This is a genomic window from Aliiglaciecola aliphaticivorans, assembly GCF_054782055.1.
On record NZ_BAAGTF010000018.1, the window covers coordinates 88623 to 105152 of the forward strand.

At 43.9% G+C, this 16530-nt stretch carries 16 protein-coding genes; 5 read left to right on the forward strand and 11 right to left on the reverse strand.

Going from position 1 to position 16530, the window contains the following annotated elements:
* Nucleotides 1-13 precede the first annotated feature (13 nt).
* The 8 genes from ACYVIL_RS09915 to ACYVIL_RS09950 form a co-directional block, all read right to left on the reverse strand.
* Entirely contained in the window at nucleotides 14-430 is a 417-nt protein-coding gene (locus tag ACYVIL_RS09915) for a hypothetical protein (protein ID WP_460312347.1), read from the reverse strand.
* A gap of 119 nt (nucleotides 431-549) precedes the next feature.
* Nucleotides 550-978, reverse strand: coding sequence for a tellurite resistance TerB family protein (locus ACYVIL_RS09920; protein ID WP_303474692.1), 429 nt, complete (start codon nucleotides 976-978; stop codon nucleotides 550-552).
* A 92-nt stretch (nucleotides 979-1070) separates the two neighbouring features.
* Nucleotides 1071-2762 (reverse strand): Mur ligase family protein, encoded by a 1692-nt coding sequence (locus ACYVIL_RS09925; RefSeq protein WP_460312348.1) that lies wholly within the window; start codon nucleotides 2760-2762, stop codon nucleotides 1071-1073.
* Nucleotides 2762-5578 (reverse strand): cyanophycin synthetase, encoded by a 2817-nt coding sequence (gene cphA / locus ACYVIL_RS09930; protein ID WP_303474690.1) that lies wholly within the window; start codon nucleotides 5576-5578, stop codon nucleotides 2762-2764. Before cphA ends, ACYVIL_RS09925 begins: the two co-directional genes overlap by 1 nt.
* Nucleotides 5579-5772: 194 nt before the next feature.
* A complete protein-coding gene (locus tag ACYVIL_RS09935; RefSeq protein ID WP_303474689.1) occupies nucleotides 5773-6588 on the reverse strand; it encodes a cyanophycinase in 816 nt (271 codons plus the stop codon).
* A 2-nt stretch (nucleotides 6589-6590) separates the two neighbouring features.
* A complete protein-coding gene (gene iadA, locus ACYVIL_RS09940; protein WP_303474688.1) occupies nucleotides 6591-7760 on the reverse strand; it encodes a beta-aspartyl-peptidase in 1170 nt (389 codons plus the stop codon).
* Between the two features lie 260 nt (nucleotides 7761-8020).
* Nucleotides 8021-8461: a VOC family protein gene (locus ACYVIL_RS09945; protein WP_460312349.1), complete on the reverse strand. Its 441-nt coding sequence runs from the start codon at nucleotides 8459-8461 to the stop codon at nucleotides 8021-8023.
* A 117-nt stretch (nucleotides 8462-8578) separates the two neighbouring features.
* On the reverse strand, nucleotides 8579-8881 hold the full coding sequence (locus tag ACYVIL_RS09950; RefSeq protein ID WP_303474686.1) for a DUF6482 family protein: 303 nt from the start codon (nucleotides 8879-8881) through the stop codon (nucleotides 8579-8581).
* Nucleotides 8882-9260: 379 nt separating this feature from the next.
* On the opposite strand from ACYVIL_RS09950, the gene ACYVIL_RS09955 reads away from it, so the two are divergent.
* From ACYVIL_RS09955 to ACYVIL_RS09970, 4 genes are all read left to right on the forward strand, one after another.
* Complete coding sequence (locus ACYVIL_RS09955) at nucleotides 9261-10106, forward strand: DUF3014 domain-containing protein (protein WP_303474685.1); 846 nt, start codon at nucleotides 9261-9263, stop codon at nucleotides 10104-10106.
* Between the two features lie 36 nt (nucleotides 10107-10142).
* Nucleotides 10143-10679: a DUF1285 domain-containing protein gene (locus ACYVIL_RS09960; protein ID WP_460312350.1), complete on the forward strand. Its 537-nt coding sequence runs from the start codon at nucleotides 10143-10145 to the stop codon at nucleotides 10677-10679.
* 95 nt (nucleotides 10680-10774) lie between these two features.
* Complete coding sequence (locus ACYVIL_RS09965; RefSeq protein WP_303474683.1) at nucleotides 10775-12082, forward strand: metal-dependent hydrolase family protein; 1308 nt, start codon at nucleotides 10775-10777, stop codon at nucleotides 12080-12082.
* A gap of 125 nt (nucleotides 12083-12207) precedes the next feature.
* Complete coding sequence (locus ACYVIL_RS09970; RefSeq protein WP_460312351.1) at nucleotides 12208-12975, forward strand: class I SAM-dependent methyltransferase; 768 nt, start codon at nucleotides 12208-12210, stop codon at nucleotides 12973-12975.
* 361 nt (nucleotides 12976-13336) lie between these two features.
* On the opposite strand, the gene tusA is transcribed toward ACYVIL_RS09970, so the two are convergent.
* The 3 genes from tusA to rph are packed head-to-tail and all read right to left on the reverse strand — an operon-like array spanning nucleotide 13337 to nucleotide 14960.
* Entirely contained in the window at nucleotides 13337-13597 is a 261-nt protein-coding gene (gene tusA / locus ACYVIL_RS09975; RefSeq protein WP_303474681.1) for a sulfurtransferase TusA, read from the reverse strand.
* A complete protein-coding gene (gene pyrE, locus ACYVIL_RS09980) occupies nucleotides 13587-14228 on the reverse strand; it encodes an orotate phosphoribosyltransferase (RefSeq protein ID WP_303474680.1) in 642 nt (213 codons plus the stop codon). The genes tusA and pyrE overlap by 11 nt, the downstream gene beginning before the upstream one ends.
* Before the next feature lie 18 nt (nucleotides 14229-14246).
* Complete coding sequence (gene rph / locus ACYVIL_RS09985; RefSeq protein WP_460312352.1) at nucleotides 14247-14960, reverse strand: ribonuclease PH; 714 nt, start codon at nucleotides 14958-14960, stop codon at nucleotides 14247-14249.
* A gap of 538 nt (nucleotides 14961-15498) precedes the next feature.
* Between rph and ACYVIL_RS09990 the strand changes: the two genes are divergently transcribed.
* Nucleotides 15499-16362: a YicC/YloC family endoribonuclease gene (locus ACYVIL_RS09990; protein WP_460312353.1), complete on the forward strand. Its 864-nt coding sequence runs from the start codon at nucleotides 15499-15501 to the stop codon at nucleotides 16360-16362.
* The last annotated feature ends 168 nt before the right edge of the window (nucleotides 16363-16530 follow it).

A 16530-nucleotide genomic window follows, 5' to 3' on the forward strand; every position in this document is an offset into this window, starting at 1 on the left:
AAAAATAGGAAGGTTAATCTTTCGCGGCCGCAGCTAACTGTTCTTTTAACCATGTTTCGGCTGAATCTACGTCATCAAAAAATTCAAATTGTTCGCCGGCATTTTGATAAATCGCACCTATATGTTGTTTCGCGAAATTAGGAGAATCACAATCATTCACCAATATTGCGCTAGCAATACGATTCATGGTTTTCTCTTTGCGGACAATTTCCGTTAAACGTTGCCCTGCTTCGTGAACGTAGATACATTCGCCGTGCAAAATGACTAACACAGCCCAAGGCTCCTGAACAAGCTGTTCAAGCATGGGGTTGGCTTGCTCACCAGATTCATCTAACGATTCGAGATTCCAAGGACCCGTCCCTTCAAGCCGCAAAATTCGATCTTTAACGAACAAATCTAACGTACCATGGGCTTCAAACAGTCTGGGCACGAACACACCTCCGCGGTTAGTTTTTTACTCATACGAAGAGTATATTTGTTATTTCAACTCAATACTAACAATTTAAAAACATACCTAATACTCAACTCACATTAAAAGCACTTGGTTTGTTATGCGACGTCGATTTTATCTAAATATTTAGCCAATACTCGAAATTTTAGATAATCCAGAAGCTCTTGCTCCTGCTCTGCGATATCACCATCAATGAGACAAATTCCTTGGGCTATAGCCAAGGCTTTTTTAGCATTAAAGCTTAAAGGATCTTTTAGAGACATCACAAATTCTTTTGCTTCACCATTTTCCACAGCATCTCGCACCTGATGAATGGATTGGCGTTGAAACTCTTCTAAGTCTTCCTCGCCCTGCCAGTTTATATGGCGATAAACGGAATCGTAATAATCTTGTTCAGATAGGGTGATTTTGCCATCGATACGATAGAACACCATGCATAACTTTAATAATGCTTCATTGAAAGACTGTTCCATTTCAAATTCTACTCCGATATAAGACAAGGGTTTTATTTGCATTAAAAAAGGCATATTTCACCACAATGCGAATAAAACCAGGCTCGGTTTAACAGTAAAACAAGAAATGGGGACTAAATCTGTTTTTCCAATTCAGGTTGGAGCAGTTAGTTGTCTGTTGGTTGAAGAAGTTGATCTATCTCTTCACGCTGATCAAGGCAAAACAAAACAACCACGTCACCGGGTTTGGCTAATTCAATTGCCTGCTTAGCTCCAGTGAATGGTGAGTCTACGCAATCAATAACCGCTTCGTCGACACCTTTGCTTAGCAGATGATTTTTTACCAGATGTAATAACTCATCGGGTTGGCGGCCGCGCAGATAACGTTCTAATTCCGCAACCACATAACGGTCTGCCTGTAATTTTTGAATTTCGTCGGTGAGTTGTTTGATATCTTCATCGGCTCGATCACCAGCATTACTGAACATCACAATGTAGCGTTTCGCCGGTAATTGTTTAGCAGTATTAATCATCGCTTTAACGCTGTGCGCATTATGGGCAAAATCAACCATCACAGTCGCCCCTTGATAGTCATATAAATTGCCTCGGCCAGGGTTATCCTTTGCCGAGCTACCAAAGTTAACTAGGCCTTGCTTGATCGCTTGTAGAGGTAGTTTTAAGGCCATACATAAGCCGATTACCCCTAAGGCATTTTGGATATTATGTTTAGCCGCACCCTGCATGGTCATGGGTACCGCTTTGACATCTTCAATTATCTGCTTTGTTCCATCGGCAAACACATAAACAAATTGATGGTTATCCACAAATACACACGGAAAACCTGCTTGCTGATTTTGAACAATCAGAGGATTGTTCACATCTTCACTAAACCAACAAATCTGACAGTTCACCTTTTTGGCTTGTTCCACCACTAAATGATTGTCGGCATTCAGTACCAAGGTAGAGGTGTTAGCCAAACCTTTGGCAACAACAAACTTAACCTCAGCTAACTCTGCAACAGTATTAATTCCATATTGACCCAAGTGATCACTTGCGACATTGGTGATGAGCGCGGTATTTACCTTATCTATTGGGATCCCTCGACGTAAAATGCCTCCCCTAGCCACCTCTAGAAAGGCCATTTCAGTGCGTTTGTCACGCAGCAACATCCTAGCGCCGCCAGGACCAGAATAGTCACCTTTATCGATAATCTCATCACCGACTTTGATAAAGTCAGTAGACGTGACTCCAGCGCAAATGCCTGCTGCTTTGGCAATTTCACTGGCTAAGCGCACACTAGTCGATTTTCCGTTAGTTCCTGTGATGAAAGCCCGTGGAATATCCTGATATTTTCCCCATTGCAGTTGGCTATCAGCAGGCAGCTCATCGATGGGCCACACGTCAACTGTAGATCCTGTTCCTAAACTAAATTCGTCGTCATCACTGATAGCTGTAACATCATGATCTTTAGCCATGGCCAAGATATTTAGCAACTCAGGATTTTGCTCCTCAGCCAGTGCAACCTGCAATTGTTCAACTCGACTTTGCCAATCAATGTCTGCTAGCTGGCAGAGTTGTGAAACAGTCAACTCCCAAGCCAGTTCAGCTAGGTCACAAGCCGTGTAAAGCGCATCCATGGGCGCACTAATGGCCAAACTTGCGCCACCCGCATAGAGCCGGGTAGTAGTGTCTTGTTGCCAATTCATGTTAAGCAACAATTTATCAACCCAGCGCTGCCAAGTGCTGATCACCGTCTGACGATCGATGCCATCGATAAAAACATCTAAAATAGCGCCGGGTTTATCCCACAATAGGTTGGGTCCGGTAAGTCGCCTTACTTCATCTAGTTCTAAACGCATTAGTCGGAATCTTCATCGCGTTCAACCACTAAGCGTACACCTCTTTCATCTTGCACAAGGGTTTGACCAGCATCGAGTTCAAATTTATGCTCCACTGGCGCATAAAGTTTTTCTGGATAATCTTGGGAGGGAACTTCTTCGTTCGACGCACCATCACGATCGGCTTGGAAATGCACAATCTGCTTCCAACAACGGGTTATATTGTCGCCGAGAATAATCAGTAAATCGCCTTTCTGACAATCGGCAAGGGCCTTATCGACAGCGTCTTTTTCAGAAGGAATCACTTGAATATCGTCATCCGACATACCTTGCTCGAGGTAAGTTTTACGCAACAATTGCGGAACTTCGTCAACCCCGCGTCCTCGGCGGTCGTCATCAGCTTTACAAATAACACTATCAAAGCCTTTCGCCGTTATAGTAGCGGCTTCTATTACATCTTCATCTCGCCTATCACCAGGCATGGCAATCACTAAACGACGTTTACCAGTAACGTCTAAACGCATGGCTAAATCGGTGATCGTTTGAATCGCTGCAGGATTATGGGCGTAATCTAAGATTACCTTAAAGGGGTGTTCATCATAAATATTCAGGCGACCCGGAGCTTGATAGAAGGAAGTATTGAAAATTCGCAGACCCTGTCTAATATCTTCCAATGACGTATTGAAGCAGTAGGCCATTGCAGTGGCGAACATGGCGTTCTGTACGTTATGCATTGCCTTGCCTTCAATCGTCGCAGGAATAAGGTGCGTCCATAACAGTGGGATATGTGAGCCCTTGTCATAAATGGTGATCATGTCACCGTTTATACCTTTTTCCAGCACCACGGCTAAACCACCACTGCGAATATGCTCTCGGACTAAGCCATGGCCGGAGTCGGTAGTGACATAACAAATGCGTTTAGCTGAACAATAGTCGGCCATTTCCAAGCAATGTCTATCGTCTGCGTTGAGCACAACACAGTCTTTAGCCACTTCAACCACCACACGTTTAATTTGCGCCAGCTGTTCTAATGTATTTATGCCCCTTTGACCTAAGTGATCTGCACTGATATTCAAACAGGCACCCACATCACATTCACTGTAACCAAGACCACGCTTGAGTATGCCGCCTCGTGCGGTTTCCATTATCGCGAAATCAACACTGGGATCGCGCAACACGATTTGTGCTGAGGTGGGGCCAGTCATATCCCCTTTTACGGTTAGATGACCATCAATATACACGCCATCTGTGGAGGTCATGCCAGTGGTATAGCCAACACTCTTCATGATACTGGCAAGCATCCGCGAGGTGGTGGTTTTACCATTGGTGCCGGTAATTGCGGCGATGGGAATACTCGAATTAGCCCCCGGTGGAAATAGCATATCCATCACTTTTCCAGACACATCCCGAGGGGTTCCTTCACTGGGAGCAACATGCATTCTAAATCCAGGCGCGGCGTTACATTCACAAATACCGCCACCAATTTCTTTATAGGATTTGCTGATATCATCGGTGAGAAAGTCGACGCCACCAATATCTAAGCCAATGGCTTTTATTGCCCGTACGGCCATGTCTCGGTTGTCTGGGTGCACAGAATCCGTGACATCGATGGCGGTGCCGCCAGTAGATAGGTTTGCTGTGGAGCGTAAGTAAAATTCTTGCCCTTCTTCCAACACGGTGTTTTTATCATAACCCGCTTCTGCCAATAAGCGTTCTGCCTGGTTATCAAGCTCTAATCGGGTCAGCACTTTTTCATGACCTATACCGCGGCGGGGATCCTGATTAACTATATCCACCAGCTCTTCAATAGTGCTAGAACCATCGCCCACCACATGGCCTGGAACACGTTTCGCCACAGCAACTAATTCATCGTTTACCACCAACATACGGTGATCAAATCCGGTTAAATAACTTTCCACTAACACGGCGCGGCTCGTACCGAATTTCTGCGCTTCATTGAAAGCAGTAACCACCTCTTCATCATTAGTCAGGTTGATGCTAACCCCTCTACCGTGGTTAGCATTGAGTGGCTTAATCACCACTGGGAATCCAATACGGTTAGCCGCTCTTACCGCTTGACGCTCACTATAAATCATCAATTGTTTGGGCACAGGAAGGCCTAAATCATTTAACAAATTATGGGTGTCTTCTTTGTCACAGGAAATTTCAACTGCAATATGCTTTGTTTCACTGGTAATCGTGGCTTGGATGCGCTTTTGGTATTTGCCATGTCCAAACTGAACCAGACTATAATTATTCAATCGCAACCACGGAATGTTTCGCTCTTCAGCGGCTTTGACTAAACTGCCGGTACTAGGACCAAATTCTTTTTTCTGCGCCATACGCACAAAATCTTGTAGCTCTTGACTGAAATCGAAGTCGTCATCGATGTCGGCGTTAATTGCAGTTTGGACATTCTCCGGCAACAAGTGAGTAAGCAGTCGCATACCCAAAGCGCCCGCTTCTAAGCCAACATCTTGTTGTTTATATTGATAAACCACATTGTAGCAACCGGGTTTATCTAAGCTACGAGTGCGACCAAATCCCACAGGCGAACCGGCTAAATTTTGTAGCTCTAAAGCCACGTGCTCCCAAATATGTCCCATCCACGTACCTTCATCATCCCGCAGACGACGGATAAAGCCGCCTTCTTCTTGATAAGAGCAGCCGTGACTGTGCAAGCTTGGTATCGCATTGACCAAACCATTAATGAAATCCTCACCTAACTTTACTGAAGGCCAATTTTCAAGCTCTCCTAAGTCGATTTGATATCGAATAACAGGAAAGTTAGCGTAAACATTTGGACCGACATAAACGTTTCTACTGAGGATCTTCATATTATTGGGTTTCCTTGTGTTAATTGCTTTAACAACACGCTTAACGTGAATCACATTGATGAAAGGGAATAGAAAACAATACTACAAGTAATAGACTTAAGATATGGCAGTTTTAGCTTATAGAATTGTAGTAACTAGGCTATATAAAAACAGTGGTATTCGCCACTGTTTTTATATTCAGCATAAACCTAGAATTAGGCGAATGCTTGACGAGTGCTAATATTGTATCGACTGCCTGAGGCAAGAATATGCACCTTTAAATTAAGCAAGGTTAAGGCGTCACCTCTGCGCGCTTCCGCCATTGAGGAATACTCGATATCGGCAGGATCAACAACGGTTATTGCGCCACTACCGACAACCGTAAATTCATTATTATCATCTATAAAGGCTGCGGTATCTTCGTCTAAGCCGATTCCCACTAAAAATGGATTATAGGAAACCGCACTCAACAACCGTGATAAACGATTACGCTCATTGAAATGTTGGTCTACCACTACGGTGTTGATCAACCCCATACCCGGCGCTAAATTTACACCGTCTTCGGTAGGCACAATTCCAGTGCTTCCACCGGTAATCATATGCTGAGAAACGATTGCCGCTCCGGCAGAGGTACCTGCAACATGCACACCTTTAGCGTTAATTTGTCGAATGGTTTTGGCAATGGGCGTGCCACCTAAAATAGTCGATAAACGTAATTGATTGCCACCAGTGATAAACACCGCTGTGCAAGTCAGAAGCTGCTCAACATAATCCGGGTTTTGCGCATCTGCGCGTTCACGAATAGGCAAGGAAATTGTTTTTCCTGCACCTAATTCATGGAATAAATTTTCGTATCGCTGACCAGTATCATCTAACTGTGAAGCGGTTGGAATAACACAAATCACAGCGTCAGCACCACCCGCGAGCTCAACAAATTTTGTTAGTATTTCTGGGTTATCTATTTTCTCTTCGGCGCCGCCGATGGGGATTACATAACCACGTTGCTGTCCTTCAATATTAGGAGACGGCATATTCAATCCTCAAACGTACCTTTTTTTACAAAAGATTTATCAAAAATGTGCCACACACCAAGGGCCATCACGTGGCTGATGCGGGACGAATCGTCAAGTATAACAAGATCTGCGTCAAAGCCAGCCTGTATCTTGCCTTTTTTATGAAAATTCATCAAAGAAGCCACATTTGATGTAAAAAATGGCAGACAATCTTGCAATGGGACGCCATTTTCAAGCAATTCATATAAAACCTGTGTCATGGACTCTGAATTCGCAAAGTCCATTTTGGTTAGGTGCCCTTGTTTATCAAAGCAAGGTAAGCAGCCCCCACCATCGGAACTAATGGTTAGTTTGTCTTGGGGGTAGTCACTGGCGAGATATCGACTCAGGGCATCTGCCGGCTCGTAACCTTCACCGTCGGTTTCAAATGCAGTCACATCAATCCAACACCCTTGATGCGCTAACTCACACGCCTCTTCAAATAAAAACCGTTGGCGATTTACATGGGTAGGATTGAAGGTTCTAGCCGGTATTTCTGAAGCAGATAAAGCTTCACGCACCAAACTCAATCCACGCTCACCATCTCCTAAGTGCAGATGAACAGTGCCAGCTTTGCCTGTCATTAACCTTGCCACATGGGCTTCAGAAGCCACTTTTAGTAATTCATTGAGGGTAGGCTGGCTAGAACGGTGGTCACTGATGGCTAACTCTCCCACCGCTACTATAGGATCGACAAACACGATATCGGTCTTAATGGAACCCGTTAACGTGGTTGGCGGTAAGTGATAACCGCCAGTGTAACAATAAGCAGATAAGCCTTCTTCCCGCAAACCATATACCTGAGCAACCAAGGATTCGGTGCTACGAGTTGTGTCATCTGTGCCTAACAACCCAACGGCAGTGGTTACACCAGCACGGGTGAATTGACTCAAAGGAACCGGCGGTACTCGAGTGGCAAATCCTGCTTCTCCGCCACCACCGGTGATATGAGTATGGGCATCAATTAAGCCAGGAATGACCGTTGCCCCTTGCAAGTCAAGCTGTTGCACATCAATGAGAGAATCGAGATTAGGCAGACTATCGAAAATCTGTAAAATTGTTCCACCTCCCACTAAAAGATGCCGATTACCAAGGGCTTCTGGGGCAAAAATGTTGGCATTTTTTAATAGGATTAATGACTGTTTATTCAACCCGATCTCCAATAAGGTGTTTTCGCTTAAGACTGAAATCTTAAGTAATAAATCGTAAAAGAAGATTATACACTAGCCATGGGGATAATTTATATCTGCTTGCGATTGCAGAGGGTTTAAGAGGTTTTGTAGTGTGCCAACTCAGCGATCCCTCAACGTTGGCACTATATTTTGTCTCAAACGTATATGTTTTTGTCCCAAATCTGATAGTCAAATGACAAACAACACACACCAGACTGTAACACTATAATTTTATAGATTTACCACTCTCCGGTATTTTCCATTGATGCCCAAGGCTCTTGAGGGGCAAGAGAGTCGCCTCGTTGCAGTAGTTCAATAGAGATATTATCAGGGGAGCGCACAAAAGCCATGTATCCATCCCTAGGCGGACGATTGATCACCACACCAGCATCACTTAGTTTCTGACACAAAGCATAAATATCATCAACTTGGAACGCTAGATGTCCGAAGTTTCTGCCACCTGTGTAGGTTTCTGGATCCCAGTTATAGGTAAGTTCTACTAATGGAGCATCATCTTTTTCCGCCCGTTCCACGTCCTCGGGCGCAGCTAAATAAACCAAGGTAAACCGACCTTTTTCATTTTCAATTCGCTTGCTTTCTTGCAAACCCAAGTGTTCACAATAGAATTTTAAAGATGCCTCTAAGTCTGCGACTCGCACCATAGTATGTAGAAATTGCATGAAAAATTTGCCTCTTGAGTAAGGTTAAGCTTGTGTAATCGATTAGGCCAATCCAGACATCTTAGTCATGATTGGCTGGTCATATAGTATGGTGGGTGATTTTGATTATTCAATCTTTTAGTAAGGTTGTTGCATGGAAAATGGCATTTTCAGATTTGTTTCTGTTTTTGGAGGATTGCCAATCATCTCATCATAGGGTGAATCATGCACCATAACAGACCTAAGTACCGTAAATTCAGCAAAAGCGTCACGAACTTGTTGGGTGCTGTGGAAACGCATTAACTGACCGTTTTCATATAACATTCCCTGATTATTGCCAACGTGCAGCTTAAGCAAGTAAATATTCATCTCAAATGACTGCAACTCTAGTTCATCTATAATTTGTTTCTGATTAATTAATTGTTGGTATTCGAATTTCATCTTTGGCTTATCTCAAGATAGATTTGAAGACTGCTATTTTATACGGGTGATAGCAGTGATTGGTTCATGCAAGAACTTGGAGTCACTAACCTGAGTACACTGATAAAACAGACATGCCTTGAAATTTCCTGCTAGATCCCAATCAAAATAGTAGAAACAAATAGTGACATGAGATTTGGAAGTAGTAGTATCTAATGTGTGTTTATTTTTAAAAATAGGTTTAGGAAATTCTCACTTTAATTAGCCAGGGAATGACTTAGGCCATAGGTAGTTTGGCAGCAAAAGATAAACAATTTGTGGACTTTAGTTAAAATAATTCAACGATTTGCTTCCTAGCTTGTCATAATATTATCTGGTTGCGTGTAATTTAGGAAAGAAAATGACTGACGAATCAAACCCCAAATCCATCAAGCCGCACATTATTTTAGCAGTGATTGTGATCTGTGTTTTAGTAATAGGTTATTTTGCTTTTAGCGGCAGTAATGACACTGAAGAACTCCCTGAGCCAATCATTGAAACCCCGATCCCCGATCCTATTGTAGAGGTTGAAGAACAACCAGAATTCGACGAGTACGCTGTTGAAGATGAAGGGGAAACCTTAGAGGAAGAGCCGGTTATTGTTGATTTACCGCCCCCCGAGCCGATTCCGGAGCCAATTGACACTAGCGATGCAGCAGTCAAAACATCCATCATCAGTTTAGCGGATTATGAAGCTGCTGCGAGTTTATTGGTGAATGATGACCTACTTAGACGCTTCGTTGTGTTAACGGAAAACGCGGCTAATCACGATATTGCAACCAATCATCAGGTTATAGTGCCACCGGATCAAAAGTTTCGAGTGTATGAGCAGTCTGACAAGAGTTTTATTGATGCGGCTAGCTTTAAACGATACACACCCTATGTGGAAACCTTAGATTCCATGGATACCAACGCGTTAATTTCACTTTACGAAACCTATAAACCTACAATTTCCGATATTTACGCTGAAATTGGTGATCCCGATGACGATTTTACTTATGTGTTAATGGATGCCATTAATCATTTGTTGGATACCCCTGAGGTTCCCGTGCCAATTGAGGTTTATACCGACAGCGTAATGTACAAATTTGCCGATGAACGCTTGGAAAATTTAACTTCGGTGCAGAAGCAATTGCTAAGAACTGGCCCAGAAAACATGCGTCGCATCAAAGCTAAATTGCGGGAAGTACGAGATGCACTTCAGTAACAAGGGGTTTCCGAAGATTGATAGGGTGACTATCTAATGGATTTGTCTGAATTACAAAACCAACTAGCCCAACAACAAGGAAAAATCCCACCGGTAGAAAAGTGGGATCCTGATTTTTGTGGCGATATTGATATTCACATCAAGCATGATGGAAGCTGGTTTTATATGGGCACACCCATTGGACGTAAACCGCTAGTGAAACTCTTTGCTAGCGTTTTACGTAAAGATCAAGACGAGTATTTTTTAGTGACGCCTGTGGAAAAGGTGAGGATCAAAGTTGATGATGTACCGTTCATAATCACTCAGTGGGACAAACAAGAAGACTTACTCACTTTTAGCACCCAAACTGACGATAACTTTGTAGTCAGTAGTGATAACCCCGTTGAAATACGCCAAGACGCTGCAACTCAAGCCATGCTCCCCTATGTTAAAGTAAGGCGCAACTTGTGGGCTCGCTTGCATCAAAATGTGTATTATCAACTTATTGAATTAGCCGAGGAAGTCACAGTAGAAGGCGTTCGTCAGTTGCAACTTAACAGTGGAGACTACAGCTTTACCTTAGGCACATTTTAAACAAAAGTTTACACTTATTTTAGGCGCTACTTTTGACCTGTTTGATAAATTAACCTAATGTTGATACTTCATCCAATATTGGCAGGGACTCCTTGATGTTTAGCCGTAACGCTCTATTTATAAAAACCTCTTTTCTACTTCTTACTACCGCAACACTTAATCTTAGTCATGCAGCCACCATCATTCATGCGGGAAAGCTCATTGGCGCAGATACTGACGATGTAAAAAATAAGATGTCGGTTATTGTTGAGGACAATAAAATCAGTCGAATAGACAAGGGCTTCACAGCAGCAGGCGACGATGATGAAGTCATCGATTTATCACAGTACACCCTAATGCCCGGCTTGATGGACATGCATACCCATATAAGCAGCCAATTTGAAGGCCCTAGCACATACATGGAAGGCTTTGTTTTAAACGAAGCAGATTTTGCCATCAAAGGCGTGGTCTATGCTAAAAAAACCTTAGATGCCGGCTTTACTACAATACGCAATCTAGGAGATGGCTATAACGAAACCGTAGCGTTGCGCAATGCCATTAATAGTGAAAAGATCCCCGGCCCACGGATATTCACCGCAGCAATGCCCATCGCCACAACAGGCGGACATGCAGATGCAACCAATGGTCAAGCCAAAATCATTCGTCGTGACTTAGGCCCAGAGGAAGGCGTCATTAATGGTGTTGCTGAAGCTAGAAAAGCCGTTAGACAACGCTATAAAGACGGTGCGGACCTGATAAAAATTACCGCCACCGGTGGCGTTTTATCAGTGGCAAAAAGCGGCCAAAATCCGCAATTCATGGACGACGAATTGAAAGCTATTGTGGATACAGCTAAAGACTATGGCATGACAATAGCGGTGCATGCCCATGGCAAAGAAGGCATGCGAAGAGCAATATTAGCTGGCGTGACCTCCATTGAGCACGGTACATACATGGATAAAGAAATCTTCAAACTCATGAAGAAACATAATACTTACTATGTTCCCACCATCATGGCAGGCGATTGGGTGGCTGAGAAAGCAAAAATTGACGGTTTCTTTCCAGACTTAGTCCGTCCTAAAGCAGCACAAATTGGTCCGTTGATTCAACAAACCTTTGCAAATGCCTATAAATCTGGTGTCAAAATCGCATTTGGCACAGACTCTGGTGTATCAGCCCATGGCGACAACGGTCTAGAATTTGTGCTCATGGTTGAGGCAGGCATGAAGCCAATAGAAGCCATACGCAGTGCAACTTATCACGGTGCAAAATTACTCAATGAATTAGATAATTTAGGAACCATAGAAGTAGGTAAATTTGCCGATATGGTTGCCGTTAAAGGCGACCCACTAAATGACATAAAAGAGATGCAAGATATCGACTTTGTAATGAAAAACGGCGAAGTTTTTGTCCATAAACAGTAAACAATAGGCTGGAGCATCTTTTTTCAAACTTCCGGAATGAATATTGGTTGTGCTCGGGTCTCTAATTAAAAGTAACAATAAAACCGTAAACCATTAAGTAATCAAACAAATACATGGAGAAAAGAATGAAATTACGTTCAACAGCTATTGCTTTGCTCACTACCCTAGGGTTAACGGCGAGCCTACCTTCATTGGCAGCCCATCACGAAGTGGGCGATTTGATCAAGTCAGCGATGAAATCAGATGTCAGAACAGAGGCAGAGAAAGAGCGGGACCGCAACAGAAAGCCTGTTGAAACTTTGGAATTCTTTGGCCTTGAACCTGACATGCGGATACTTGAATTGTTACCTGGAGGTGGTTGGTACACCAAAATCCTTGCTCCAGTAGTGCATGATAAAGGCGAATATTATGCTGCTATTGGCACTGGCAATATTAAAAAGTCACTAAGTAATCAGCCAGGTTTTGAAAAAATGAATATTATCGCTGAAGATGCAAAGCTGTATCGTAAAGACGGAGCGCGCTTTTATTCATTAGATTTAGATACATTCGGCGTTGACGATCTTGATATGGTGCTTACCTTCAGAAATTACCACAACTTTTCAGAAGAAGGCCGCAAAGCGATGAATGTTGCAGCGTTTGAAGCATTGAAGCCTGGTGGAATCTATGCAGTTGTTGATCACACTGCGCGCCATATGGAGCCAGCAAACAGTTCAAACGGCAGACGCGTTGATCCTGTATTGGCTATTAAAGAAATTATCGAAGCTGGATTTGAATTTGTAGATTATAGCGACCTACATTATCGTGAAGACGATGAGTTAGAATATGAAGTAGGCGCAAAATCAGTAACCGGCAACACCGACCGCTGGACCATTAAATTCCGTAAACCAGAGTAATTTCAGCGCCAATTTTGAAATGATATAACTTAGTCGGGGCATTAGCCCCGAAAAAAAACCTATCTGTAGTCGGGCGCTTTAGCCCCGAGGAAAAATCCTATCTGTAGGCGGGCGCTTTAGCCCCGAAAAAAAACCTATCTGTAGTCGGGCGCTTTAGCCCCGAGGAAAAATCCTATCTGTAGCCGGGCGCTTTAGCCCCGAGAAAAAACCTTGCCTGTAGCCGGGCGCTTTAGCCCCGAGAAAAAACCTACCTGTAGTCGGTGGCTTTAGCCCCGAGAAAAATAACCTATCTGTAGCCGGGCGCTTTAGCCCCGAAAAAAAACCTATCTGTAGCCGGGCGCTTTAGCCCCGGAAATATAAACTAAATGCCTTTGCGGATTAAATAAATATAGGGGGCGGATTCGGTATGGGAACGCACCAAGGTATGACCCATAAACCGACAAAAACTCGGCACATCACGGGTTGTAGAATGGTCATCGGCAATAACGCTCAATGACTCACCTTCTTGCATCTTGCGCACTTTCATTCTGACCATCATAACTGGCTCTGGACACCTCAGGCCAAGGGCGTCCAGATGATAATCAGCTGAGAACTCTTGTGGAACTGAAAAATCAGATCCCATAGTCCTGCCGATATTGCTCAATATTCTTCAAATGCACAGCCATCTCTGGCTGGTCCTTCAAGTACTCCACCAAATCGGCTAAGCAGATAATGGAAGCCACTTGTGTACCAAAATCACGCTCAACCTCTTGAATAGCAGACAGCTCACCTTTGCCTTTTTCCTGACGATCTAATGCAATCAAGACACCCGCGAGGTTTGCGCCCTGAGCATCAATAAGCTGCATGGATTCACGAATAGCAGTGCCTGCGGTGATCACATCATCCACCAGCATAACTCTGCCACTCAAAGGACTGCCCACCAAAGTACCACCTTCACCATGATCTTTCGCTTCTTTGCGGTTAAAGCAATAAGGCGTATCGATGTTGTGTTTGTCAGCCAAGGCAACCGCGGTAGTGGTAGCAATAGGAATACCTTTATAAGCAGGACCAAACAACACATCATATTCAATGCCAGAATCTATTAACGCTTGGGCGTAATATTGTCCTAATTTAGCCAAATCGTTTCCAGTGTTGAACAAGCCAGCATTAAAAAAGTAAGGGCTTTTTCGTCCTGATTTCAAGGTAAATTCACCAAACTTTAAAACCTCGCGGGCAAGGGCGAATTCAATAAATGCTTTTTGATAATCTTGCATGTTTTTACTAACCCGTTCTTAATTTAATGCGCTCTTTTGTTCATCGAATAACTCACGAAGACCATGTTTCGCCAACTCAAGCATTTCGCTCATTTCGTCAAAACTGAAAGGTTCGCCTTCGGCAGTACCTTGAACTTCAATTAACTTGCCAGTTTCAGTCATCACCACGTTCATGTCTGTTTCAGCATCAGAGTCTTCCAAGTACTCTAGATCAGCGATAGCGTTACCTTTATAAACACCCACAGATAACGCGGCAATCATAAACTTAAGCGGATTCGCTTTTAAAATACCTTTGCTGCGCATATAAGTTAAAGCATCAACTAGAGCAACACATGCTCCGGTAATAGACGCGGTACGAGTACCACCATCAGCCTGAATAACGTCGCAATCTAGGGTAATCGTATTCTCACCCAACAATTTTAAATCAACGGCTGCGCGTAAAGAGCGAGCAATTAAACGTTGAATCTCTAAAGTACGCCCACCTTGCTTACCACGAGCGGCTTCACGACCTGAGCGAGTATGGGTAGAGCGTGGAAGCATGCTGTACTCAGCAGTTATCCAACCTTTACCCTGGCCTTTCATAAAGCGCGGCACACCTTCTTCAACGGTAGCGTTACAGATAACTTTGGTATTACCAAATTCAACCAACACCGAACCCTCAGCATGACAGGTAAACTGGCGAGTAATAGTAACAGGACGGATTTGACTGGCAGTTCTTCCACTTGGACGCATTTTTATACTCCTAATTGATATGGCGCAGGATTATACAGTAACTCCACCAAATGTTGCAGTTAGCAATGAAATAAATCCCAAACCTGTAGTCGGTGGCTTTAGCCCCGAGAAAAATCCCTTACCTGTAGTCGGGCGCTTTAGCCCCGAGGAAAAACCCTTACCTGTAGTCGGTGGCTTTAGCCCCGAGAAAAAACCTTGCCTGTAGTCGGGCGCTTTAGCCCCGAGAAAAATCCCTTACCTGTAGTCGGTGGCTTTAGCCCCGAGGAAAAACCCTTGCCTGTAGTCGGGCGCTTTAGCCCCGAGGAAAAACCAAACCTGTAGTCGGGCGCTTTAGCCCCGAGAAAAATCCCAAACCTGTAGTCGGGTGCTTTAGCCCCGAGAAAAATCCCTTACCTGTAGTCGGGCGCTTTAGCCCCGAGGGTTTAATTGATATTTAAACCACATGGCCTAAAGACCACGCTACAAAAAACACTGCGGATTGTGTTAATAAGGCGTAAACTATGCCAGCATTAAAACTTTAAATTACCGAGGAATTCCCATGATATACAGCATGACCGCATTTGCCCGTAACGAAATAAAAGCAGAATGGGGCACCGCAATCTGGGAAATTCGTTCGGTAAATCAACGCTACTTAGAAACCTTTTTCCGCCTTCCAGAGCAATTTCGTTCGCTCGAACCAATGCTCCGCGAACGCTTCAGAAAACGCCTACAGCGCGGAAAAGTGGAATGTGCATTGCGCTATATTCCAAACGACGCAGCGGCAGGCGAATTAAGCCTCAATGAAGATCTCGCTAAACATCTTTTAAAGGCCGCTGACTGGGTACAATCACACGGTCAATCAAGCGGTGTAAACCCCGTCGATATCCTACGCTGGCCTGGCGTAATCGCCACTGTAGAAACCGATATGGACAGCATTCAAACCGATATTATGAAAGGATTTGATACCACTCTAGATGATTTCATCCAAGCGCGCGCGGCTGAAGGTGTTAACTTAAAAGAAATGATCGAACAACGCCTCGATGGTATTCAAGAACAAGTGAAAATTGTCAGCGCCAGAATGCCAGAAATTATCACATGGCAAAAAGACCGCCTACTCAGCCGTTTCGAAGAAGCAAAAATAGAACTTGAAGCAAGCCGAGTCGAACAAGAAATGATCATGCTAGCCCAAAAAGTTGACGTTGCCGAAGAACTCGACAGACTCAACTCCCACATAGGCGAAACCCATAAAATCCTCAAAAAAGGCGGTGCATGCGGCCGACGACTCGACTTCATGATGCAAGAATTCAATCGCGAATCAAACACTCTAGGCTCAAAATCCATCCACGCCGACATCACCCAATCAGCAGTAGAACTGAAAGTTTTGATTGAGCAAATGCGCGAACAGATCCAAAACATCGAATAATTTTTTTACCCGCCCAAGAATGTCTTAAAAGCCCTGTTATTTGCTTGTAAATACAGGGCTTTTTTATTTTCCCTTTCAAATCAATCAGTTGGAATCACCGATGCGGCGGGGTTCAATCCTCTGGTCGATATCGCTTTCTAACCAGTCCACTGCTCCCGCCCTAATACG